Annotated in this window: 22 protein-coding genes; 6 read left to right on the top strand and 16 right to left on the bottom strand. The window is 61.0% G+C overall.

Annotated elements, in window-relative coordinates; all coding sequences use genetic code 11:
* The 5 genes from thiL to AC4PS7_RS25275 all read left to right on the top strand — a co-directional run bounded on the left by thiL (nucleotide 1) and on the right by AC4PS7_RS25275 (nucleotide 3,721).
* On the top strand, nucleotides 1-966 hold the full coding sequence (thiL, locus tag AC4PS7_RS25295; RefSeq protein WP_045791584.1) for a thiamine-phosphate kinase: 966 nt from the start codon (nucleotides 1-3) through the stop codon (nucleotides 964-966).
* Nucleotides 967-1,032: 66 nt separating this feature from the next.
* Nucleotides 1,033-1,752, top strand: coding sequence for a substrate-binding periplasmic protein (locus AC4PS7_RS25290; protein WP_492179816.1), 720 nt, complete (start codon nucleotides 1,033-1,035; stop codon nucleotides 1,750-1,752).
* A 150-nt stretch (nucleotides 1,753-1,902) separates the two neighbouring features.
* A complete protein-coding gene (ribA, locus tag AC4PS7_RS25285) occupies nucleotides 1,903-2,520 on the top strand; it encodes a GTP cyclohydrolase II (RefSeq protein ID WP_010206831.1) in 618 nt (205 codons plus the stop codon).
* Nucleotides 2,517-2,936: a nuclear FMR1 interacting 1 family protein gene (locus AC4PS7_RS25280; RefSeq protein ID WP_010206829.1), complete on the top strand. Its 420-nt coding sequence runs from the start codon at nucleotides 2,517-2,519 to the stop codon at nucleotides 2,934-2,936. The genes ribA and AC4PS7_RS25280 overlap by 4 nt, the downstream gene beginning before the upstream one ends.
* On the top strand, nucleotides 2,933-3,721 hold the full coding sequence (locus AC4PS7_RS25275; protein WP_044287958.1) for a cobalamin-binding protein: 789 nt from the start codon (nucleotides 2,933-2,935) through the stop codon (nucleotides 3,719-3,721). Before AC4PS7_RS25280 ends, AC4PS7_RS25275 begins: the two co-directional genes overlap by 4 nt.
* Before the next feature lie 93 nt (nucleotides 3,722-3,814).
* Here AC4PS7_RS25275 and AC4PS7_RS25270 read toward each other — a convergent pair whose 3' ends face one another.
* The 16 genes from AC4PS7_RS25270 to exaC form a co-directional block, all read right to left on the bottom strand.
* The gene (locus AC4PS7_RS25270; protein WP_492179815.1) at nucleotides 3,815-5,710 is read right to left on the bottom strand and encodes a TonB-dependent receptor domain-containing protein; all 1,896 of its coding nucleotides are present in this window, start codon (nucleotides 5,708-5,710) and stop codon (nucleotides 3,815-3,817) included.
* 157 nt (nucleotides 5,711-5,867) lie between these two features.
* Nucleotides 5,868-7,766, bottom strand: a complete 1,899-nt coding sequence (gene dxs, locus AC4PS7_RS25265; protein WP_010206825.1) for a 1-deoxy-D-xylulose-5-phosphate synthase — start codon at nucleotides 7,764-7,766, stop codon at nucleotides 5,868-5,870.
* Nucleotides 7,767-7,876: 110 nt separating this feature from the next.
* Nucleotides 7,877-8,764 (bottom strand): (2E,6E)-farnesyl diphosphate synthase, encoded by an 888-nt coding sequence (gene ispA, locus AC4PS7_RS25260; RefSeq protein ID WP_010206824.1) that lies wholly within the window; start codon nucleotides 8,762-8,764, stop codon nucleotides 7,877-7,879.
* A complete protein-coding gene (locus AC4PS7_RS25255) occupies nucleotides 8,761-9,003 on the bottom strand; it encodes an exodeoxyribonuclease VII small subunit (protein WP_003194556.1) in 243 nt (80 codons plus the stop codon). The genes ispA and AC4PS7_RS25255 overlap by 4 nt, the downstream gene beginning before the upstream one ends.
* 290 nt (nucleotides 9,004-9,293) lie before the next feature.
* Complete coding sequence (locus tag AC4PS7_RS25250) at nucleotides 9,294-9,728, bottom strand: hypothetical protein (protein WP_028618099.1); 435 nt, start codon at nucleotides 9,726-9,728, stop codon at nucleotides 9,294-9,296.
* 29 nt (nucleotides 9,729-9,757) lie between these two features.
* Nucleotides 9,758-10,324, bottom strand: a complete 567-nt coding sequence (locus AC4PS7_RS25245) for a hypothetical protein (RefSeq protein ID WP_010206821.1) — start codon at nucleotides 10,322-10,324, stop codon at nucleotides 9,758-9,760.
* Between the two features lie 153 nt (nucleotides 10,325-10,477).
* Nucleotides 10,478-11,110, bottom strand: a complete 633-nt coding sequence (ycaC, locus tag AC4PS7_RS25240) for an isochorismate family cysteine hydrolase YcaC (RefSeq protein ID WP_010206820.1) — start codon at nucleotides 11,108-11,110, stop codon at nucleotides 10,478-10,480.
* 564 nt (nucleotides 11,111-11,674) lie between these two features.
* Nucleotides 11,675-12,451 (bottom strand): LexA family transcriptional regulator, encoded by a 777-nt coding sequence (locus tag AC4PS7_RS25235; protein WP_029529012.1) that lies wholly within the window; start codon nucleotides 12,449-12,451, stop codon nucleotides 11,675-11,677.
* Between the two features lie 214 nt (nucleotides 12,452-12,665).
* Complete coding sequence (gene ppa / locus AC4PS7_RS25230; protein WP_003219382.1) at nucleotides 12,666-13,193, bottom strand: inorganic diphosphatase; 528 nt, start codon at nucleotides 13,191-13,193, stop codon at nucleotides 12,666-12,668.
* Nucleotides 13,194-13,302: 109 nt separating this feature from the next.
* Nucleotides 13,303-14,118, bottom strand: a complete 816-nt coding sequence (locus tag AC4PS7_RS25225; RefSeq protein ID WP_021492978.1) for a M90 family metallopeptidase — start codon at nucleotides 14,116-14,118, stop codon at nucleotides 13,303-13,305.
* Nucleotides 14,119-14,124: 6 nt separating this feature from the next.
* Nucleotides 14,125-14,781, bottom strand: a complete 657-nt coding sequence (locus AC4PS7_RS25220; protein WP_010206817.1) for a DedA family protein — start codon at nucleotides 14,779-14,781, stop codon at nucleotides 14,125-14,127.
* 305 nt (nucleotides 14,782-15,086) lie between these two features.
* Nucleotides 15,087-15,545, bottom strand: coding sequence for a GNAT family N-acetyltransferase (locus tag AC4PS7_RS25215; RefSeq protein WP_021492977.1), 459 nt, complete (start codon nucleotides 15,543-15,545; stop codon nucleotides 15,087-15,089).
* Nucleotides 15,546-15,637: 92 nt separating this feature from the next.
* On the bottom strand, nucleotides 15,638-16,471 hold the full coding sequence (gene eutC / locus AC4PS7_RS25210) for an ethanolamine ammonia-lyase subunit EutC (RefSeq protein ID WP_010206815.1): 834 nt from the start codon (nucleotides 16,469-16,471) through the stop codon (nucleotides 15,638-15,640).
* A complete protein-coding gene (locus AC4PS7_RS25205; protein ID WP_021492976.1) occupies nucleotides 16,468-17,862 on the bottom strand; it encodes an ethanolamine ammonia-lyase subunit EutB in 1,395 nt (464 codons plus the stop codon). Before AC4PS7_RS25205 ends, eutC begins: the two co-directional genes overlap by 4 nt.
* Nucleotides 17,863-17,914: 52 nt before the next feature.
* The gene (eat, locus tag AC4PS7_RS25200) at nucleotides 17,915-19,348 is read right to left on the bottom strand and encodes an ethanolamine permease (RefSeq protein ID WP_010206812.1); all 1,434 of its coding nucleotides are present in this window, start codon (nucleotides 19,346-19,348) and stop codon (nucleotides 17,915-17,917) included.
* Nucleotides 19,349-19,505: 157 nt separating this feature from the next.
* Nucleotides 19,506-21,026, bottom strand: coding sequence for an acetaldehyde dehydrogenase ExaC (exaC, locus tag AC4PS7_RS25195; protein WP_010206811.1), 1,521 nt, complete (start codon nucleotides 21,024-21,026; stop codon nucleotides 19,506-19,508).
* Nucleotides 21,027-21,299: 273 nt separating this feature from the next.
* Between exaC and AC4PS7_RS25190 the strand changes: the two genes are divergently transcribed.
* On the top strand, nucleotides 21,300-23,198 hold the full coding sequence (locus tag AC4PS7_RS25190; protein ID WP_010206810.1) for a sigma-54-dependent Fis family transcriptional regulator: 1,899 nt from the start codon (nucleotides 21,300-21,302) through the stop codon (nucleotides 23,196-23,198).
* The last annotated feature ends 10 nt before the right edge of the window (nucleotides 23,199-23,208 follow it).

The following is a 23,208-nucleotide window of genomic DNA, read 5'->3' as shown; positions in this document are numbered from 1 at the left end:
ATGGGCGAGTTTGAGCTGATCCGCAACTACTTCGCCGCCGCGCCTTGTGCGCAGGGCGGCGAGGGCATTGCCTTGGGGATCGGTGACGACTGCGCCTTGCTGGCGCTCCCTGCCGGGGAGCAGCTGGCAGTCTCCACCGATACATTGGTGGCCGGGGTGCATTTTGCCGACCCCTGCGACCCGTTCCTGCTGGGCCAGCGCTCGTTGGCCGTGGCAGTCAGCGACCTGGCCGCCATGGGCGCCCATCCCCTCGCGTTTACCCTTGCCCTGACCACGCCGACCGTCAATGCCGATTGGCTGCAACGCTATGCCGAGGGTTTGAACCTCATGGCGCAGCGCTGCGGCGTGGGCCTGGTGGGCGGCGATACCACCCGTGGCCCCTTGAGCCTGACCCTGACCGTGTTTGGTCGCGTACCCGCCGGGCAAGCCTTGACCCGCAGCGGTGCGCGGCCGGGTGACCTGCTGTGTGTCGGCGGTGAATTGGGCAATGCCGCCGGCGCGTTGTCGTTGGTATTGGGCCAGCGCAATGCTGACGCGGCCATTGCCGATCCGCTACTGGCCCACTACTGGTCGCCGCAGCCGCAGTTGGCCCTGGGGCTGGCACTGCGCGGCAAGGCCACGGCTGCCATGGATATTTCCGACGGTCTCTTGGCCGATTGCGGGCATATCGCCACGGCCTCGGCTGTCAGCCTGTTGATCGAACGCCAGCGCTTGCCCTTGTCCCAGGCATTGTTGGCGTTTGTCGGCGAGGATGCGGCGCGCGTCGCGGCCCTGAGCGGGGGCGACGACTACGTGCTGGTGTTCACCTTGCCATCCGACGAGCTGGCATCGTTGCTGGCCGACGGCTGGCCGGTCCATGTGATCGGCCGGGTCGAGGCGGGGCAGGGCGTGACGCTGCTCGACGGCAAGGGGCACGACATCACGCCAGCCATCCATGGTTATCAACACTTTCAGCAGACCCCCTGAGTCGGTGCGCTGCGCTACCCTTTATCGCGTAATCACGGATGCAAGGCCCTGTAGGAGGTCGCCACCATGGATGTGCGCCGTTGGCTGCTGATAGTGCTGTGTGTCTTTACGGCGGTCGTCCAGGCGCAGGACGCGCCCGGCAAGGTCGTGTTGGCCAGTGAGGAGTGGAACGACTACACCAACAAAAATGGCAGCGGCCTGGCCTGGGACGTACTGCGCCAGGTGTTTGAACCCGCCGGAATAACGCTGCAGACGCGTTCAGTGCCCTACACCCGCTCGGTCGGCCTGGCCCAGCGCGGCGAAGTGGATGGCTGGGTCGGTTCCTATCGTGAGGAAGCCACCGGGGTGCTGTACCCCCATTGGAATTTCGATTCCGACCACATCTACGCCCTCGGCCTGGCCGGCACGCCGGCGCCGACGCTGGCTACGCTGGGTAATTACCGCCTGGCCTGGGTGCGTGGCTACAAGTACGAGGAGTACTTGCCCACTGTGCAGCGCTTCAACCAAATCGAGCGCCGCGACGGCATTTTGCCGATGCTGGAACACGCGCGAGCCGACTTCTACATCGATGCGCTGACCGAGGCCCAGTACGTGCTCAATCAGGCTGATGACACGTCCAGATTCAGACTGACCCACATCGCCGAAATCCCGCTTTATATCGGGTTTGCCGATAATGAACGAGGTCGCGCCTTGATGGCTGTATTCGACCAACGCATGGCTGTTCTGGTGAAAAGCGGCGCGTTGAAGGCGATTTTTGAACGCTGGAAACAGCCATATCCGTTCTAAGTAGGCGCGAGCAAGCGCACGTCTACATAGAATCAATAAGAAGGCCAATCGAACCGATTGATCTTTATCAGCGATAATTCAGCTTAAGCGTCCGTAGGAAGCTGCTGTTACAATGGCCGCCATCGTAAAAACTGAAATCAGGAGCACACGGTGCCCGTCGTTTTCGTCGCCGCTTCCAAGCTGCCTACCCCTTTTGCCACGTTCACCATTAACGGCTTCCTCGAAGACGCCACCGGGCGCGAGCACGTTGTGCTGAGCCTGGGCGATATCGCTGATGGCGCGCCGGTGCTGGGTCGTGTGCATTCCGAATGCCTGACCGGCGACGCGTTGTTCAGCCAGCGTTGCGACTGCGGTTCGCAACTGGAAGCCGCCATGCGGGCCATCGCCCGTGAAGGTCGCGGCGTGTTGCTGTACCTGCGTCAGGAAGGTCGTGGCATTGGCCTGATGAACAAGATCCGCGCCTACGAGCTGCAAGATGGCGGCGCCGACACCGTCGAGGCTAACGAGCGCCTGGGCTTTGCCGCCGACCAGCGTGACTACGCGATCTGCCTGCCGATGCTGGAGCATCTGGGCGTGAAATCCCTGCGCCTGATGACCAACAACCCGCGCAAGGTCAAAGCGTTGACCGAGATGGGCATCACCGTGGCCGAGCGTGTGCCGCTGCATACCGGGCACAACCCGCACAACAAGCTCTACCTGGCCACCAAGGCCAGCAAGCTCGACCACATGATGGGCAACGAGCATCAGGGCGAGGTCGACCGCGCGTGACCCGTGGCCAGGTGAAACGGCGACTGTCCTTCAACTGGTGGCAGTACCTGGCCCTGGCGTTGTTCCCCCTGTTCGTGATCAACCTGGTGTTTGGTCAGGCGGAGTCCTTGCTGCCAGTATTGGCCATGCCGTTCTTCATTGCCGGCGTGGCCTCGATGTTTCTTAGCCTGCGTTACTTCAACGGCTATAAACACGCGTTGATCGCCACCTCCAAAGCCCTCGATACCCCCGAAGAGCCGGCTGCCTGGATCACCCTGGCGGCCCGTCGGCGCACGGCGTTGCTGGTGGCGGCTGTGCCGGCCTGGATCGGCGCGCTGGCCGTGTTCGTTGGCTTGGAAGCCGTGCCGCTGTTCCTGCTGGCGCTGTCGACGCTGGTGCTGTTTTACCTTTACCGCATCCCCCGTCAATTAGGATGAGGCGTCACTGGCTGGCGGTCCTGCTGCTGGCGTTCTGTGCTCAGGCTTTGGCGGCCGAGCGGGTGGTCAGCCTGGCGCCGTCCCTGTCTGAAATCGTCGTCGAACTGGGCGCCGCCGACTTGCTGGTGGGTGTGCTCGACGGCGGCGATCGTCCGGTTGCCCTGGCGCAAGTGCCGTCGGTGGGGCATTACGGCCAATTGGACATGGAGCGCCTGCTAAGCCTCAAGCCCGACCTGATCCTGCTGTGGCCCGGCAGCGTCGGCCCGGCCCAGCGTGAGCAATTGCAGCGCCTGAACATCCCGATTTATGTCGCCGAACCCCATAGCCTTGAACAGCTCACCACCCAAGTCCAGGCGATCGCCGAGCAATTGGGGCGCCCTGAGTCCGGTCGTCAATTGGCCGCGCACTTGCGCCAACGCTTGGCCGACCTGCGTCAGCGCTATCAGCGTGTCGAACCATTGCGCGTGTTTTACCAGGTATGGAACCAGCCGCTGTATACCGTGGGCGGCGGGCAAATCATCAGCGATGCGTTGAGTGTGTGCGGGGCGCGCAATGTGTTCGACGATCTCAAGCTGCCGGCGCCGCAGGTGAGCATCGAGTCGGTGTTGCAGCGTGACCCCGAATTGATTTTGGTCGGGGATCAAGCGCAGAGGGAGGCCTGGAAGGTCTGGCCAGCGATGGCGGAGCGGGTGCGGTTGGTGCCAGACAAAGGCCTGGAGCGGCCCAGCGGGCAGATGCTGGAGGCGGTGGCGCGGCTGTGTCAGGTGATTGCACCTAACAAGTGATACCGCTTTCGCGAGCAAGCCCGCTCCCACATTTGGAATGCGTTTGCCCTGTGGGAGCGGGCTTGCTCGCGAAGAGGCCTGTACAGGCGACGATCAAATTTCCGGTGTCCAAGTCACCCCAACCATCCACACCCGGCCTTCCTCTCGGTAATCCTGATTATTGGCGTATGTCGGGTCGTTATAGCTATAGCGCGCCCGTGCATAAGTCTTATCCAGCAAGTTGTCGACCTTCAACGACAACGCCACTTCCCGATTCAGCGCCCAACTGCTGCGCAATCCCAGTAAGGCATATCCGCCCAGGCGGTGGGTGTTGTCTTCATCGTCATAACTGCTGCTGATGGCCTGCCAACTGGCGCCCACCCCCAGTTTGTCGAACTGCCGATCCAGATCCAGATTCAACGTACGCCGCGCCCGGCGGGCCAAGGTGTGTCCGCTGTCGCGGTCGCGTGGGTCGATGATCGACAGCCCCAGGTTGCCTTGCCAGCCGAACAGCTCCTGCTTGAGCGCGGCTTCAAAGCCGTTGATGCGCGCTGACGCCACGTTCTGCGGCTTGCCGGAGCGGTCGAGGATGATCGCATCGCTCAAGTCGGTGCGGTACAGCGAGGCTTCCAGGCGTGTGCTGTCGCTCAACTGGCTGCGCCATTGCAGTTCGTAGCTCTTTGAGGTTTCGGGCTGCAGGTTGGGGTTGCTGTACTTCGTATCCGGGTAATACAGGTCGTTGAAGGTCGGCGCACGGAAGCCTTCGCTGTAGCTCAGCAACACATCGTTGTCCGGGTTGACCGGCAAGGTCAGGGTGCCGCTCCAGCTATTCTGTCCACCGAACTGCTGGTTCTGGTCACGTCGCAGGCCCAGTTCCGTGGAAAACCAATCACCCTTGAACCGATGCTGCACAAAGGCCGCGCGGTTCCAGCGACTGTTTTCGGTAAAGAGGGTGGAGCCGTGGAAGCGGTCTTCATACCAGTCGCCGCCGAGAATCAGGCTGTTCCGGTCGTTCAGCGTCAGGTCGTTCTGCCAGTTGACCGAGTCGCGGTAGGTGTTGAACACGCTGAAATCGTCACTGAGGGTGTCGCGCTTGGTATCGCGGTTCTCGCTGTGGCCTAACTCCAGGCGTGATTGCCAGCGCTCGTTGAGCTTGGCATCGACATAGCCGCTGGCACTGCTGACGGTGTAGTTGGTGTAGGGCTTTTGCCCCAGCGTTCGCCCGGTAGTGGCGTCGTAGCGGCCGAAACTGTTGTCGTACTCTGACTTGCCGCGGTTATCCAACAGGTTGAAACCGGCCTCCAGCTCATCGCTGAAGGAATGGCTGAGGTTCAGGCTGAGGGACTGATTGCGGTAGGCGTCATGGTCGCCATCGCTGGGGAATGATGTATGCGTCGAGTTGATACCCGCGGTGTCATCCAGGCTCGCGCCGAGGTTGAAACGGGTGTGTTCATCGCCGCCGGACAGGCCAAGGCTGCGCTCCCAGGTCTGGTTGCTGCCAAAGCCCAACTTCAGGCGTGGTTGCAGGCCTTGCTCGGTATTCCGGCGGGTAAACACCTGGATCACCCCGCCAATCGCATCGCTGCCGTAGATCACCGAGCGTGAGCCGCGCAGCACTTCCACTCGTTCAATCTGGTCGACGTTCAGGTATTGCAAGCCGCTGTCGCCGGAGGTGGTATTGGCGATACGTTGGCCGTCCACCAATACCAGGCTTTGCGCGGATTTGGTGCCGCGAATGTAGATCCCCGGCAGGCTGCCACGGCCACCGGTAGGCGCGACCTGCACGCCAGGCACGCGACTGAGCAGGTCGGTGACGCTGGTGGGTTGCAGGCGGTCGATGTCGTCACGGGTGAACACCGTGTTGGCGGCGCTGCTGTCGTTGCGTGCCTGCACCTGGCGGTTCGCGCTGATGACCACGTTGGGAAGTTTCAGGGCGTCGTCGCGGGTGTCGGCGAGCAGGTCCGGGGAGGTTAGCAGCAGCAGGGGCAGGGCGACGCAGAGGCGATTCATGAACGGTCCACGGCTGTTAAAATTGACACAAAACCAATGTGGGAGCGGGCTTGCTCACGAAAGAGGTGAGGCAGCCACATAAGTAGTGACTGATACACCGCTTTCGCGAGCAAGCCCGCTCCCACATTTTAGTCCCCGTTTCAGCCGGGAGATTGGGTTACAGGCCCAGCAGCGCCATGCGCTCGCGCACCGATGCCTCAATGCCGGCTTCATCCAACCCGCATTCCGCCAGCATCTGCGCCGGCTTGGCGTGTTCGACGTACACATCCGGCAAGCCCAGGTGCAGCACCGACTTGAGGATGTTCTCCCGCGCCAGGAACTCGCTGACTGCCGCACCGGCGCCGCCCATGATGGCGTTTTCTTCGACGGTCACCAGCAATTCGTGGCTGCCGGCAATCTCACGTACCAAGGCTTCATCCAGGGGTTTGACGAAGCGCATGTCGACCACGGTGGCGTCGATCTTCTCGGCGACTTTCAAGGCTTCGGCCAGTTGCACGCCAAACACCAGGAATGCGGTCTTGCTGCCTTGGCGACGCACGATGCCCTTGCCGATCTCGATAGGCTCAAGATCCTTCTCGATCACCGCATTCGGGCCATTACCGCGCGGGTAACGCACGGCCGCCGGGCCGTTGTACAGGTGGCCGGTGCTGAGCATCTTGCGCAGTTCGTTCTCGTCGCTTGGCGTCATTACCAGCATGCCGGGGATGCAGCGAAGGTAGGACAGGTCGAAGCTGCCGGCGTGAGTCGGGCCGTCTTCGCCCACTAAGCCTGCGCGGTCGATGGCAAACAGCACGTCGAGGTTCTGCACCGCCACATCGTGAACAAGCTGGTCATAACCGCGTTGCAGGAAAGTGGAATAGATCGCTACCACCGGCTTGGCACCTTCACAGGCCATGCCGGCGGCGAACGTCACCGCGTGCTGCTCGGCAATCGCCACGTCGAAATAACGCAGTGGGAAGCGCTCGCTGAACGCGACCAGGTCGGAGCCTTCCTTCATCGCCGGGGTAATGCCCACCAAGCGCGGATCGGCGGCGGCCATGTCACACAGCCATTCGCCGAACACACCGGAATACTTCGGCCCGCTGGCCTTTTTCGGCGCAGCGGCAGGCGCGTCCACCGGCTCCAGCTTGGTGATGGCGTGGTAGCCGATCGGGTCGACTTCCGCCGGGGCGAAGCCTTTGCCTTTCTTGGTGACGATGTGCAGGAACTGCGGCCCCTTGAGGTCACGCATGTTACGCAGCGTGGCGATCAGGGTCGGCAGGTCGTGGCCGTCGATCGGGCCGATGTAGTTCCAGCCCAGCTCTTCGAACAGGGTGCCGGGCACCAGCATGCCCTTGGCGTATTCTTCGGTACGACGGGCAATTTCCCACGCGCCAGGCAGACGCGAGAGGACCTTCTTGCTGCCTTCGCGCATGCTGGCATAGGTGCGGCTGGAGAGGATCTTGGCCAGGTAGTTGGACAGGCCGCCGACATTGCGCGAGATCGACATGTCGTTGTCGTTGAGGATCACCAGCATGTTGGCGTCCACTTCCGGCGCATGGTTGAGCGCTTCGAAGGCCATGCCGGCGGTCAGCGCGCCATCACCAATCACCGCAATCGCCTTGCGATCACTGCCTTGCAGGCGGGCGGCAATCGCCATGCCCAGCGCGGCGCTGATCGAGGTACTGGAGTGGCCGACGCCAAAGGTGTCGTACTCGCTCTCGGCGCGGCGCGGGAAGGCGGCAATGCCGTCCTTCTGGCGCAGGCTGCCCATGCGCTCGCGGCGACCCGTGAGGATCTTGTGCGGATACGCCTGATGGCCCACGTCCCACACCAGCCGGTCATCCGGGGTGTCGAACACGTAATGCAGGGCGATGGTCAGCTCGATGACGCCCAGGCCGGCGCCAAAATGCCCACCGGTCTGGCCGACCGTGTAGAGCAATTCCAGGCGCAACTCATCGGCCAGGGTTTCCAGCTCGGCTTCACCCAATCGACGCAGGCCGGCCGGCGTGACAGCACGGTCAAGCAGGGGCGTGGACGGGCGCTTGCGGGGAATCTCTTGAAACGTCGTGGGCATCAGGCGAATCGTTATAGGTATAGAAGAGGCGGCAGTTTACCTCAAGCATCGCGAACTGCCCACGCAGAGCGCCCAACTTGGCCGATATGCGGCCGCAAAGGCCGCCGTTATCAGTGCCGGCGTTCGACGATATACCGCGCCAAGTCACGAAGTGGCTCGGCCGCCGCGTCGAAAGGTCGCAGGGCGTCCAGGGCCTGGTCACGCAGCTCCAGGGCATAGGCCTTGGCGGCTTCCAGCCCGAGCAGTGCAGGATATGTCGGTTTATCCCGTGCGATATCGGCACCTTGGCGTTTGCCCAGAGTGGCAGTGTCACTTTCTACGTCGAGAATATCGTCCTGCACCTGGAACGCCAGGCCGATGGCCAGCGCGTAGGTCTTCAGCGCCGCCAATTGAGCGGCTTGCGCACGCCCACTGGCCAGGGCGCCCAGGTGTACGGCGGCTTCGATCAAGGCACCGGTCTTGTGGCGGTGCATGTATTCCAGCGCCTGTTGATCAAGCTTCCGGCCCACCGACCCCAAGTCGATGGCCTGGCCGCCGACCATCCCGGCCGGGCCCGCTGCCACGGCCAGCGCCGTGACCATGCGTAAACGGATCTCGGCATTGACGCTGCTCAGCGCCGGGTCCAGCAGTGCGCTGAACGCCAGGCTTTGCAGGCCATCGCCGGCGAGGATCGCGCAGGCTTCATCAAAGGCTTTGTGAGTGGTCGGCTGGCCGCGACGCAAATCGTCGTCGTCCATCGCCGGCAAGTCGTCATGCACCAGGGAATAGGCGTGGATCAACTCCACCGCACAGGCCGCGCCATTGGCCTGCTCAGCGGCTGCGCCCAAGGCTTCACACGCCGCATACGCCAGCAACGGACGCACGCGCTTGCCGCCATTCATCACGCTGTAGCGCATGGCTTCGTAAAGACGCTTGAGTTCAGGGCTTGGCGCAACAAACAAGGGCTCCAGCGCCGCATTGACCCGGGCTTGGCTACTGGCCTGATACGCGTCGATCATTCCGGCTGTTCCGCATCGAAAGGTTCTTCGGCCAACTCCCCGTCACGCTCCAGCAGCACTTGCACCTTCTGCTCCGCCTGCGCGAGCGCGCTCTGGCAGTCGCGGGTCAGGCCGATGCCTTGCTCAAACGCCGTCAACGAGTCTTCCAGCGACAACTCGCCGTTCTCCAGACGCTCGACCAGGGCTTGCAGGTCGGCGAGGGATTGTTCGAAATCGAGTGCAACTTTTTTGCGGGCCATGGCGGCTATTCCGGTAGACGGTAAACCGGCGCGACACTAGCAGACATGGGGGATTGGGGCAAATGAGCGGGGGTGTCACTTGCCCGCTGTCTTGGCCTGATACCGGGTGCTGCGACCGCCACCGGGCAGCCGGACCAGGCAGTCAGCCCTGTCTGCATCTTTTCCAGCGCAGTGAGCTGCACGTCCAGTTCGCTGGGGTTTCAGGGGAGGGGATGCTGTAGCGGCGAGAGTCAAGCATCTAGCCTCGGTTCTCGTTCGTGCAACACGCTGTTGCACAAACGATCCCAGCCTCAAAACCCCGGCGGAATATACCCCGGCACAAATGGCACGTTCAGGCACTTGCCATGCAGGATCCGGCCATCCTCAATCCTGAACAGCACGATCTTCTTCGCCTTATCCACCGTGGCTTCCAGCTTGCAATCCGAACTGTGCCCGACTTGCTGGTAATACTCCGTATACACCATCCCGTTCCCGGTGTGGTTCATTGAAGTCCCAGCGGCTTCGGTGGTCGTCCAGGATGAGGACTTGTGCCAGGTCATCACCACCTGGGTGTCGCCATTGGGTGCATTCTGCTTCTTCATCGAGTCGGGCTTGCCGAATAAATCCAGCGCCTCTTGCACGTCACGGCCTTCCCAACGCGATTGTGCAATCAGGTGGCACCCGTTGATAAACAGCACGGCCGGCAACAAAAGTCCTGCCAGCAACAGCCTTGTCCATGTAGGCATCGTGAATCCTTCTTGTCGGTAAGGGTTGCTCAGCGCTTGTTGCCCAGCATGTCGTCGAGGTCATCAATCATCTGGCTCTTCTCCTGAGTCGGGCCCAACTGCTCGAACATGGCCTTGGTGGTCTGGATCATCTGCAGATGGGTCATCTTGCCCATGGCGATGGTGTCCTTGCTCTTGCCCGGTTCGCAGACATACGCGAGCGTGCGGTCGAGCCAGAACTCCTTTGGCGTCTGCCACGTGTTGGAGACCTTCAAGTGCGTGAGGGTGTAGGAAAATGGCGCGACCGACTGGCCGTTGAGAAAGCGCACCTTGCGCGTGGAGCACTGCACTTCGATGTTGTACACATCGATCATTGGTTTGCCCGGTTCTTCATACACCACCGTGACGGCCACCAATTTGGCGCCCTTGTTGTGGTTCGAGGGCACCACCGAGGTACGGTCGGCCACATACATCACATTTTGATGGGCCCGGCCGCTGCCGTAGATGATCGACCAGTCGCCAATCGGTGTTTGTTCATCGGCCAATACCGATGTTGCGCTGGTCAACAATAGGGGCAGAAGTGCCAGGCAGCGACCGACCTTGGTTAAAGTATTCAATAGCGTCCTTCCTTGAGGCTCGAAATAAGCGAAGGACTTTAGTGGTGAGGCGGTGCAGCCACAATTAGGGCGAGTGTACTAATGGCGAATGGCTAGGTAACGACGCAAAAAGCCTGCGTTTCAAGGCAGGCTTATGGTGTGTGGCGATTTGACTTAGTCTTTGCGAGCCGTCAGCGCCGCATAACCATTCATCAAGTTGCGATAGTTGGGAATACGCTGGGACAACAGATTCCCCAGGCCTTCGATATCGTTGCGCCAGTCGCGGTGCAGCTCACACGCCACCGAGAACCAGTTCATCAACTGCGCACCGGCTTGCGTCATCCGGCTCCACGCCGCCTGCTGCACCGTGGTATTGAACGTGCCCGACGCATCGGTCACCACAAACACCTCAAACCCTTCCGCCAGCGCCGACAAAGTCGGGAACGCTACGCACACATCCGTCACTACACCGGCAATGATGATCTGCTTACGGCCGGTCGCCTTGATCGCCTTGACGAAGTCTTCGTTGTCCCACGCGTTGATCTGGCCAGGGCGGGCGATGTACGGCGCGTCCGGGAACATCTCTTTCAACTCCGGCACCAGCGGGCCATTCGGGCCTTGCTCGAAACTGGTGGTAAGGATGGTCGGTAGGTTGAAGAACTTGGCCAGGTCGGCCAGGGCCAACACGTTGTTCTTGAACTCGTTGGGCGAGAAGTCCTGCACCAGAGAGATCAGGCCGGTCTGGTGATCGACCAACAGAACAATGGCGTCGTCTTTGTTGAGGCGGTTGTAGGTTGGAGCGCTCATGGTTGAATCCTTTTTTGTTTAGGTTGGTTGGGCGTTGCGTTCAACATGGGCACAGATTAATGGGTGGCTATTGGGGGATAAAGCAGGTGAAAACGGTAATACCGTCAACTCAGGCGTGACAATGCTTGTCTTTGCGTACGCCAAGCCTTTTGTCGTGAACGAAGAACTGAGCTTTTAGGATGCCTGGGGGGGTGTGGCTGGGTTGCAGCAGTGACTTGGTGGGGATGGCGAAGACAGTGGCGGAGCGGGCTATGGCGTGTATTCAGCTTTAGAGGCAGGGCGGGCTATAAGCTGCCCGCTTTTGCTCATTCAAATGTCCAACGGCTTGTCGGACAATTGACTTGGGTTTTATGCGGGCATTAAAAAGCCGGCTTGTGGCCGGCTTCTCGGGGACTGCTTCAGCTTGTTTTTGACAAGCCTCACCAGCCTTCAAATCGCTCAGCCCACGTTGCGTCGGGCTGAATAGTAGGGGCATCAGCGGGAACTCCTCCGCATCGCCAAGCAGGGTGAATAGCCTTAAGCCACCCCCTGCCAAATGTGCGGCGCATGATACCCACATTCCCCTCAGTTGCCCACCTCCGGATCCGATTTAGAGCCTTCCCATCCCAATAGGTGCTCATCCAGCGGCACCGGTGGACGGCGGTTGTTGAGGGTGGACCACCAGAACACCCACCCCACAATCTGGACGTTCTGCTCAAACCGTTGCTCGTACGTCAGGTATTCGTCCGGATGTTCACCGGCGTTGTGGCTGCGCATCCGCAACCCACCGCCAGGTCGGTTGTAGAGGTATTTGATGCGCAGCATCCCGTCGTGCTCTACCGCATAAATTTCGCCGTCGATGATTTGCGTGCGGCCTCGGTCGATGGCGAGGGTGGCGCCTTGCTGGATGATGTCGATCATGCTGTTGTCGACCATGTAGGCGCCCAGGGCACGGTCGGGGTGCACGTTAAGGGCTTGGAGGGTGTGCAGGGTGACGCGGATGCGTTCGATAGAGGTAAATGAGGGGTGGAGGTCGATCTCCACGTCGATTTTTTCCGGGAGACAGGCGGGGCCTGTGAGGTATTGGCCGCTTCCTTCGCGGGTGGTGGGCAGACCTTTTCGGGTGTTCGGGCCTTCCAGCAGGAAGTTGGCCGGTGGGTGTTTGGGGCCTTCGCCGGTGCGCAGCCAACGGCTGGAGATGCACAGCAGTTCTGCGATTTCGTTGAGTCGGCCCATGGGGACGCCGCGCTTGAACCAGTTGTTCACGTGTTGGGGCGTGACGCCGCGGTTCTTGGCGAAGTCGGAGGCGGAAAGGTGGACTTCCCGTAATAGCGCTTTTAAACGATCACCTGATGTATTCATGAACGCAGAGTTTACTGGCCGGAATTACAGATCAAATAAACCATGCGTTGAGTTGCGTGTGTAGGTCGTTGCTTAGTTGTAGCCTGATACTTCGGATTCAGGTGCTGGTTAAACCTTTTATATAAGTTAATGAACTTGTCGTTTAATTTTTCCCACAAAAAAAGCCCCGAATGATCGGGGCTTTTTCAGTTGCCGGGGCAATGAGGAGCGGGTATCAGCCTTTGTAGGCAGCGACCGACTTCAGGATCTCGGCGCGGGCGGCATCTGCGTTGCCCCAACCGTCGATCTTCACCCATTTGCCTTTTTCGAGGTCTTTGTAGTTCTCGAAGAAGTGTTTGATCTGCTCCAGCAACAGGGGCGGCAGGTCGGTGTATTCCTTCACGTCCACGTACAGCTGGGACAGCTTGTCGTGTGGAACCGCGATCACTTTGGCATCGCCGCCGCCGTCGTCGGTCATGTTCAGGATGCCGACTGGACGCGCGCGGATAACCGAACCTGGGGTAACCGGGTAAGGGGTTACGACCAGCACGTCGAGGGGGTCACCGTCGTCAGCCAGGGTGTTAGGGATGAAACCGTAGTTGGCCGGGTAGAACATCGGGGTGGCCATGAAACGGTCAACGAACAGGCAGTCGCTGTCTTTGTCGATTTCGTATTTGATCGGCGCGTGGTTGGCCGGAATCTCGATGGCGACGTAGATGTCGTTCGGCAGGTCTTTGCCAGCCGGAATCTTGCTGTAGCTCATTGGGCGTTGCCCCCGTTAATTGGCCAAGAAACTTGGCCGGATTGGCCTAAAAGTGGCGGCGATTATAGGCACATTCTGACGCCGATGCCATGCGCCAGACGTCGTACGGTCATTCGTCCTGTGGCTGATAACGCGGGTCGCTGGCTTGCAGCTGGGTCAGGCGGGCCAAGGGATCCTGGCGATAAAAGCGGCTGAGTTGGGCGTACACCTGTGGATAACGGTTGACCAGCAAATCCGGAGCGCTGAAAAAATATTCGCTGGTGACGGCGAAGAATTCAGCCGGGTTTTCGGCGGCGTAGGGGTCGATCTCGGTGTCGGCGTCCGGGTTGGCGTCCAGTTGGCGATTGAGGTCGTCGTAGGCGCTCTGCATCACGCTGGCCCATTCCTGCACGCGCATGTCGTTGTGCAGTGGCGGCAGGCCGTTGGCGTCGCCGTTGAGCATGTCGAGTTTGTGCGCCAGTTCGTGGATGACCAGGTTGTAGCCTTCCCAGTTGCCACTGGCCAGCACCCCGGGCCAGGCGAGGATCACCGGGCCCTGTTGCCAGGCTTCGCCGCTGTGTTCGCCGTCCCATTCGTGTTCGATGCCACTGCTGTCGCGATGGCGCTGGGGGCTGACGAAGTCGTCGGGGTACAGCACGATTTCATGGAAGCCCTGGTACCAGTCGAGGTCGCCCAGGTTCATCAACGGCAATTGCGCCTGAGCGGCGAGCAGCAGGCGTTGTTCCTGGTGCAGCTCGACGCCGGGCAGGGCGGTCAGGTGCTTTTCGGCGAGGAACACCACGCAGGCTTCGCGCAGCCATTGGTCCTGCTCGGCGCTGATACCGTCGAGGAAGGTCAAATGGTGGCGCACCCGCTGCCAGGTGTCATCGGCAATCGGGTGCTTGGCCAGCAAGCGCTGGCGACGCCAGGCGCTGAGCGACCACATCGGCGCTTACTGCGACTTGACTTCGGAGGACGCGCGGCCAAAACGGCTGCGGAACACGCCAATGATCATCGGCACCAGCGACAGCAGAATGATGAACACCACCAGCAGCGACAGGTTTTTCTTGATGAACGGCACGTTGCCGAAGAAGTAACCCAAGGTCACCAGGCCGCCGACCCACAGGATGGTGCCGAATACGCTGAAGCCGAAGAAGCGCGGATAAGGCATTTTGGCGATACCGGCCACGAACGGCGCGAAGGTGCGCAGGATCGGCAGGAAGCGCGCCAGGGTCACGGTCTTGCCGCCGTGCTTGTCGTAGAAGTCGTGGGTCTTCTGCAGGTAGTCGCGGCGGAAGATTTTCGAGTTCGGGTTGCTGAACAGGCGTTCTCCGGCTGTTCGCCCGATCACATAGTTGGTGCTGTCGCCCAGGATTGCCGCCAGCATCAACAGGCCGGCGAGTAACACCGGGTCCATGCCGCCGCCAGCCGCCACGGCGCCTGCGATGAACAGCAACGAATCACCCGGCAGGAATGGCATCACCACCAGGCCGGTTTCGCAAAAAATGACCAGAAACAGAATGGCGTAGATCCACGGACCGTAATTGGTTACCAGCAGGTCGAGGTAGACGTCGAGATGCAGGATAAGGTCGAGCGGGTTGAAATCCATGGATGGCACCTGTGTGGATGGCCCGGCTCAGCAGGCCTGTGCGGAAGCTCGGGTAATAAGGCTACAAGTGTATGCCGCAATTCTTACAACCCTGAAAGGTCCGCATTATACGGATTGAGGCGTGAAAAGCGTGTTGGTTTTGTAGCGGGGGATGTCGTGGGTGTTCCAGGCATACATCGATCAAAATGTGGGAGCGGGCTTGCTCGCGAATGCGGCGTATCAGTCGACTAATCCGGTGACTGCCCCGCCGCTTTCGCGAGCAAGCCCGCTCCCACAGGGGATTTGTGGCGTTTTGGCTATTGGGGTCAGTCTTCGTTGATTGGCAAGGTGTAGTTCTTGAACTCGGTGTCCTCGCGAAACCCGATCGACTCATAGGTCTTCTGCGCCACTTCATTGTCACTGCTGGTCGAGACCCGCAACCGTACCGCGTGGGTCTCCTTGGCCATTTTCTTCGCCGTGCGCATCAGGTTGTCCGCCACCAGTTGTCGGCGCGCGTCTTCAGCCACGTAGATGTCGTTGAGGATCCACACGCGCTTGAGTGATAGCGACGAAAAGCTCGGGTACAGCTGGCAAAAGCCCAGCAGTTTCTTGTCGTCATCATCCGCCAGGGCCAGGTAAATCACCGATTCCTTGCGGCGCAGGCGTTTTTCCAGAAAGGCCCGCGATGAATCCGGGAAGGGCAAGGCCCCGTAGAACTCGCGGTATTTGACGAACAACGGGGTCAGCAGGTCCAGGTGTTCCGGGGTCGCTTGAGTAATCCGCATGCCAGGCCTCAACTTCCAAATGGGGTATGACCACACAAGCGGCCGTGACTCGATGCTGCCTAATGGCGCGAAAAAGCGCAATCGTACCGCGATCAGTCATCCGGTGAACTGAGCAGGAAATTGCCTTTCATCAGGTCCGGATCATCGGATTCAATGGTCTGAACCTGCGCTTCGTCCTTGAGGTTGACCCCCGACAGCTGCCGACGACACGCTTCTCGCATCAAATACAGCAAGCGATGAGCCGCCATGCCATAGCTCAGGCCCTCCAGGCGTACATTGGAGATGCAATTGCGATAGGCGTCGGTGAGGCCGACCTTGGGGTTGTAGGTGAAATACAGCCCCAGACTGTCCGGTGAACTGAGCCCCGGCCGTTCGCCGATCAGGATCACCACCATCTTGGCGCCGAGCAATTGCCCGATTTCATCCGCCACCGCCACGCGGCCTTGTTCCACCAGGATGACTGGCGACAACGACCAGCCTTCGGCGTGGGTTTGTTCTTCCATGCGCGTCAGAAACGGCAAGGTGTGTTTATGCACGGCCAGCGCGGATAAACCATCGGCCACTACAACGGCCAAATCCACGCCGCCGGGGTTGGCCGACGCGTGGTCGCGCAGCGCTTGGGCGGATTCATCGCTCAAGCGCCGCCCCAAATCCGGGCGTTGCAGGTAGCTGTGGCGGTCTGCAGCGGCGCTGTGCAGCAGCAGGCTGTCACGCCCGCGTTCGGCCAGCTGGCTGCTGAGGCCCGCATGGTCAAAGGGCAAATGCACCGCGTCCCGCGCCTGGGCGTGGGCAAACTGAAAATCCAGCTGCGCGTGGGTGGGAATGCTGGTGCCGGTTCGGCCCAGGGCAATGCGCGCCGGGGTCAGGCGGCGCAGTTCCAGCCAGGGGTTGTCAGGCAGGTCGAGTTGCACAGGCGGCTCCTTCATCCCAGTTGCGCCAGGGCTTGGCGAAACGCCGGTGGCAGGCTGTTGCCAAAGTGCACCTTGCCGTCGGCTTGCGTGAAGATGCCCATTTTTGCCAGCCACTGCTCAAACTCCGGCGCCGGTTTTAAACCCAATGTTTGCCGGGCGTAGAGCGCGTCGTGGAACGAAGTGGTCTGGTAGTTGAGCATAATGTCGTCGGAACCGGGGATGCCCATGATGAAATTGATCCCGGCCACGCCCAGCAGGGTCAGCAGGGTGTCCATGTCGTCCTGGTCGGCTTCGGCGTGGTTGGTGTAACAGATGTCGCACCCCATGGGCACGCCGAGTAGCTTGCCGCAGAAGTGGTCTTCCAGGCCGGCGCGGATGATCTGCTTGCCGTTGTACAGGTACTCCGGGCCGATAAATCCTACGACTGTATTTACCAGAAACGGTTTGAAATGTCGGGCTACCGCGTAGGCGCGCGTCTCGCAGGTTTGTTGGTCGACGCCAAAGTGCGCGTTGGCCGATAAGGCGCTGCCTTGGCCTGTCTCGAAGTACATCAAGTTCTGGCCCAAGGTGCCGCGATTGAGGCTCAACCCTGCTTCGTACCCTTCCTGCAGCACGCTCAGGCTGATGCCGAAACTGGCATTGGCCGCCTCGGTGCCGGCGATCGACTGGAACACCAGGTCCAGCGGTACGCCACGGTTGATCGCCTCGATGGAGGTGGTGACATGAGTGAGCACGCAGGCCTGGGTTGGGATCTCGTAGCGCTGGATGATCGCGTCGAGCATTTCCAGCATGGCGCAGATCGAGGCGATGCTATCGGTGGCCGGGTTGATGCCGATCATGGCGTCGCCGTTGCCGTACAGCAGACCATCCAGAATGCTCGCGGCGATGCCCGCCGGTTCGTCTGTAGGATGGTTGGGTTGCAGGCGGGTGGATAAACGCCCGCGCAGGCCCATGGTGCCGCGAAATTGCGTGACCACGCGGATCTTCTGCGCCACCAGTACCAGGTCCTGCACGCGCATGATCTTGGACACGGCGGCGGCCATCTCTGGCGTCAGACCTGGCGCCAAGGCGCGTAGGGAATGTTCGTCGGCCGCGTCGCTGAGCAGCCAGTCGCGCAGGCCGCCCACGGTCAGGTGGCTGACCGGTGCAAACGCCTGGGTGTCGTGGGTGTCGATGATCAGCCGGGTGACTTCATCACTTTCATAGGGGATCAACACTTCCTGCAGAAAGTGTTTCAGCGGGATATTCGCCAGCGCCATCTGCGCCGCCACCCGCTCACCGTCATTCTGTGCGGCGACGCCGGCCAGGAAGTCTCCGGAACGCGCGGGGCTGGCCTTGGCCATCACGTCCTTGAGGCTGTCGAAGCGGTAGGTTTGTGCACCCACCGCGTGGGAAAAGCTTGCCATACAGTGTCTCCTTGGCGGCGCGGGCAATTGCTCGCGCCGAGGTTTACGGCAGTTAGTGCAAGGCGGCCTCTGCGGCCTGGATCGCCGCGAATTCCTCTTCGGGCGTGCCTGCTACCAAGTGATGCCGGCTGTAGAAAGCAAAGTAAGCAATTAATACTCCATAGATGATCGCGGCGCCAATCACCACCCGTGGATCCACCAGAAAGCCCGCCACCACGGCCACGCAGGCCAGTACCAGCGCAACGCCTGAAGTGAAGATGCCACCCGGCGTGCGGTACGGACGGTCCATTTTGGGGCGACGGATGCGCAGGGTGATGTGCGCGGCCATCATCAGCACGTAGGAAATCGTCGCGCCGAACACCGCCACCAGAATCAGCAGGTCACCCTGGCCGGTCAGCGACAGGCCAAAACCGATGATGCCGGGGATCACCAGCGCCAGGACCGGCGCCTTGCTTTTGTTGGTCTGGGACAGTTTGCGCGGCAGGTAGCCGGCGCGTGACAGTGCGAAGATCTGCCGCGAATAGGCATAGATGATCGAGAAAAAGCTCGCGATCAGACCCGCCAGGCCGACCAGGTTGACGAAGCTGCCCATCCAGGTGGAACCGCCGTAGGACAACGCCAACGCTTCAACCAGCGGGTTGCCGGATTTGACCAGCGCGTAAGTGCCAGCGCCGCCCGGTGCAATAACGAGGATAAGCAGGGCAAAGCTGGTCAGCACCACGATGGCGCCAATCAAGCCGCGCGGCAGGTCGCGTTTCGGGTTTTTGGTTTCTTCGGCCGCCAGGGGCACACCTTCTACCGCGAGGAAAAACCAGATGGCATAGGGAATCGCCGCCCACACACCCACGTAGCCGAATGGCAGGAAGGTGCTGGCGCCCTTTGCCTCGGTCACTGGAATGTCCAGCAGGTTGGCGACATTGAAGTGCGGCACCATCGCCACCAGGAACACTCCCAGGGCAATCGCGGCCACGGCGGTGATCACAAACATCAACTTCAGTGCTTCACCGACACCAAAGATGTGGATGCCGATAAAGATGATGTAGAACGCCAGGTAGATCATCCAGCCGCCGATGCCGAACAGCGACTCGCAATACGCGCCGATAAACACCGCGATGGCGGCGGGGGCGATGGCGTATTCGATCAGGATCGCGGTGCCCGTTAGGAACCCGCCCCAAGGCCCGAATGCACTGCGGGCAAAGCCGTAGCCGCCACCGGCGGTAGGAATCATGGAAGACAGTTCGGCCAGGGAAAAGCACATGCACAGGTACATGGTGGCCATCAGCAATGTCGCGAGGAACATCCCGCCCCAGCCACCCTGGGCCAGGCCGAAGTTCCAGCCAGCGTAGTCGCCGGAGATGACGTAGGCAACGCCGAGGCCAACCAGCAGCACCCAGCCGGCGGCGCCTTTTTTCAGTTCGCGTTGCTGGAAGTAGTCGGTGTCGACTTTTTCGAAGTCGACGGAGGATCCAGTAGGTTCGCTAGGCATTGGAAAGTACCTTCCATTCTTATTGTTTTTAACTCGGCCTCTGTGTGCCGAATGAGGTAGCAGCTACTTGCGAAGTTCAAATGTGGGAGCAGGCAAGCCAGCTCCCACACTTGATCTCATTTCAAGTTGAGAGCGGGTCGCCTGCTAGGAGGCAACGTTAGAAGAAGCCAAGTGGATTAATGTCGTAACTCACCAGCAAGTTCTTGGTCTGCTGGTAGTGATCCAACATCATCTTGTGCGTCTCACGCCCCACGCCGGACTTCTTGTAACCGCCGAATGCCGCATGCGCCGGGTACAGGTGGTAGCAGTTGGTCCACACGCGGCCCGCTTTGATCGCGCGGCCCATGCGGTAGGCGCGGTTGATGTCGCGAGTCCACACGCCGGCGCCCAGGCCGAACTCGGTGTCGTTGGCAATTGCCAGGGCTTCGGCTTCGTCCTTGAAGGTGGTGATGCTCACCACCGGGCCGAAGATTTCTTCCTGGAACACACGCATTTCGTTGGTGCCCTTGAGCAGGGTCGGCTGGATGTAATAACCCCCAGCCATATCACCGCTGAGCTGCTCTACTTTGCCGCCCGTCAGCAGTTGTGCGCCTTCGCCCTTGGCGATTTCCAGGTAGGACAGGATCTTGTCGAACTGTTGCTCGGACGCCTGGGCGCCGACCATGGTGTCGGTGTCCAGCGGGTCGCCGCGTTTGATCTGCTCGACTTTCTTCATGACCACTTTCATGAAGTCGTCATAGATCGACTCTTCCACCAGCGCGCGGGAAGGGCAGGTGCACACTTCGCCCTGGTTGAAGAACGCCAGTACCAGGCCTTCAGCGGCCTTTTCAATAAAGGAAGGCTCGGCTTTCATAATGTCGGCAAAGAAGATGTTCGGCGACTTGCCGCCCAGTTCAACCGTCGACGGAATGATGTTTTCCGCAGCACATTTCATGATGTGCGAGCCCACTGGCGTGGAGCCGGTGAAGGCGATTTTAGCGATACGCTTGCTGGTGGCCAGCGCTTCGCCGGCCTCTTTGCCGTAGCCGTGCACCACGTTCAGGACGCCCGGCGGCAGCAGGTCGCCGATCAGTTCCATCAGCACGTTGATGCCCAGCGGGGTTTGCTCGGCGGGTTTGAGCACCACGCAGTTACCAGCGGCCAGGGCTGGGGCGAGTTTCCACGCGGCCATCAGCAGCGGGAAGTTCCACGGAATGATTTGGCCAACCACGCCCAGTGGCTCATGGAAGTGGTACGACGCGGTGTGCTCGTTGATCTCGGCGCTGGTGCCTTCCTGGGCGCGGATGCAGCCGGCGAAGTAACGGAAGTGGTCGGCGGCCAGCGGGATGTCAGCGTTGAGGGTTTCACGCACGGCTTTGCCGTTGTCCCAGGTTTCGGTGATGGCCAGCAGTTCGAGGTTCTGTTCAATGCGGTCGGCGATTTTCAGCAGGACCAGCGCGCGGTCCTGGGCCGAGGTCTTGCCCCAGGCGTCGGCGGCGGCATGGGCGGCGTCCAGAGCCTTGTCGATGTCTTTGGCCGTGGAGCGCGGGAATTCGGCGATTGCCTTGCCGTTGACCGGCGAGGTATTGGTGAAATAGTTGCCATCGACCGGCGCAACGAACTCGCCACCGATGTAGTTGCCGTACTTGGCCTTGAACGAAACGATGGCGCCTTCAGTACCGGGGTGTGCGTAACGCATGGTGGGTATCTCCTGGCTTTTATGTTTATTGGGAGCGCAGCGCGACATGCGCTTGATAAAGCGTAGAGCAAAGGTTGGGCCACCGTTTCGTGGACCAGCGAAATCAAGGGGTTGGACATTGTTGCAAGGCGTGGCTGTGGCAGGGTCGATACGGGCGATGTGACAGTTTGTGCCACAAACGGTACAGCCTGTGACCAGTGGGTCGGCCTGGGATTGCATTGCCCGGTTCGCTGGGGGATGCTGGGGGTTCTCACGCAGGGAGAATAATAAGAAATGCACAACGATCATTTCAGCCGCCATGCCCAGCAAGTCCTCACCGTGGCGCATGGCCGCGACCCGTCCAGCGATCCGTCCATCGCCCGCTCCTGGCTGCGTTGCCTGGAGGACTATCACCTCGACCCTGCGCAAACCATTGCACCCACTGTGCTCGAACATGGTCGCTTGCTGGAAAGCCGCGAGCGCCTGCAGCAAGTGCTGCACATTGCCGGCAGCGAGATGAACAGCCTGCATCAGCAGCTCTCCGGTGCGGGGCATGCTGTGTTGCTGACCGATGCGCGCGGCGTGATCCTCAACTGTGTCACCGCGCCGTCCGAGCGCAAGATCTTCGAGCGCGCCGGGTTGTGGCTGGGTGCCGATTGGAGCGAGGCCTGCGAAGGCACCAACGGCATCGGCACCTGCCTGGTGGAGCGCCAATCCCTGACCATTCATCGTGACGAACACTTCCGGGGCCGGCACACCGGGCTGACCTGCTCGGCGAGCCCGGTGTTCGATCCGCAGGGTGATCTGCTGGCCGTGCTGGATGTGTCCTCCGCACGGGAGGCCGTGTCGCGCCAGAGCCAGTTCCACACCATGGCGTTGGTGAACCTGTCGGCGAAGATGATCGAGAGTTGCTACTTCCTGCGTCACTTTGAACACCACTGGTTGCTGCGTTTTCACTTGCAGGCGGAGTCGGTGGGGTTGTTCAGTGAAGGGTTGCTGGCATTCGACGGAGACGGGCGCATCTGTGCGGTCAACCAGAGCGCGCTGAACCTGTTGGGCCAGGTGCGTGGCGGTTTGTTGGGGCACCCGGTGGAAGCGTTTTTTGATTGCTCACTGGATCAACTGCTTGGCCGCGCCAGCGCCAATGCCACGGCCAGTTGGCCGCTGCGGACCCGTGATGGGCGACAGTTATTTGCCGCGCTGCGTGGCCAAGTGCGCAGCGCATCGACCCCTTTCGTCAAGCCTGAGCCCGCTCCGTTGCCCGGTATTTGCCTGGGCGATCCGACGCTGCAACAGGACTTTCGCAAGGCGCTGCGGGTATTCGAGCGTGATGTGCCGCTGTTGATCAATGGCGAAACCGGCTCCGGCAAAGAGGCCTTCGCCAAGGCGGTGCACCTGGCGAGCCAGCGTGCCGACAAGGCGTTCGTCGCACTCAATTGCGCCGCCATCCCGGAAAGCCTGATCGAAAGCGAACTGTTCGGCTATCGCGGCGGCAGCTTCACCGGTGCGCGCAAAGAGGGCATGCAAGGCAAATTGCAGCAAGCCGATGGCGGCACCCTGTTCCTCGATGAAATCGGTGATATGCCCCTGGCGCTGCAAACCCGCCTGTTAAGGGTTCTGGAAGATCGGCTGGTGGTGCCGCTCGGCGGTGAGCCCCAGGCGGTGAACGTACGAATTATCAGCGCGACTCACCGGAATTTGCTGGAGCGTGTGCAGGACGGTAGCTTTCGCGAGGACCTGTATTACCGGCTCAATGGCCTGGAAGTCGGTTTGCCGCCTTTGCGCGAGCGCAGTGATAAAGCCCAGTTGCTGGATTTCCTGCTGACCCAGGAGGCCAATGGTGAGCCGGTTGCCCTCGACCCGTCGGCGCGGGGAGCGTTGTTGGCGTTTGCCTGGCCGGGGAACGTCCGCCAGCTGCGCACGGTGCTGCGCACCTTGGTGGCGCTGTGTGATGAGGGGCGTGTTGGCCTGGAAGATTTGCCTGCGCAGATTCGTCAGGCCAGGCCCGTGGCAGTCGCGCAGACCAAACCGCTGGAGTCGCCGCTGGAAGACGCCGAGCGCCTGGCGTTGCTCACGGCGTTGCAGCAGCAGCGCTGGCACATGACGCACACGGCGGAGCAACTGGGCGTCAGCCGCAACACGCTGTATAGAAAGCTGCGCCGGCATGGCATCGCGCGTCACGCCCTCAGCTAAAGGGTGCGAT

The organism is Pseudomonas sp. DW-iso3, from assembly GCF_058725305.1.
The sequence above is the reverse complement of the archived record's forward strand: the minus strand, read 5'-3'. Positions and strand labels throughout refer to the sequence as shown.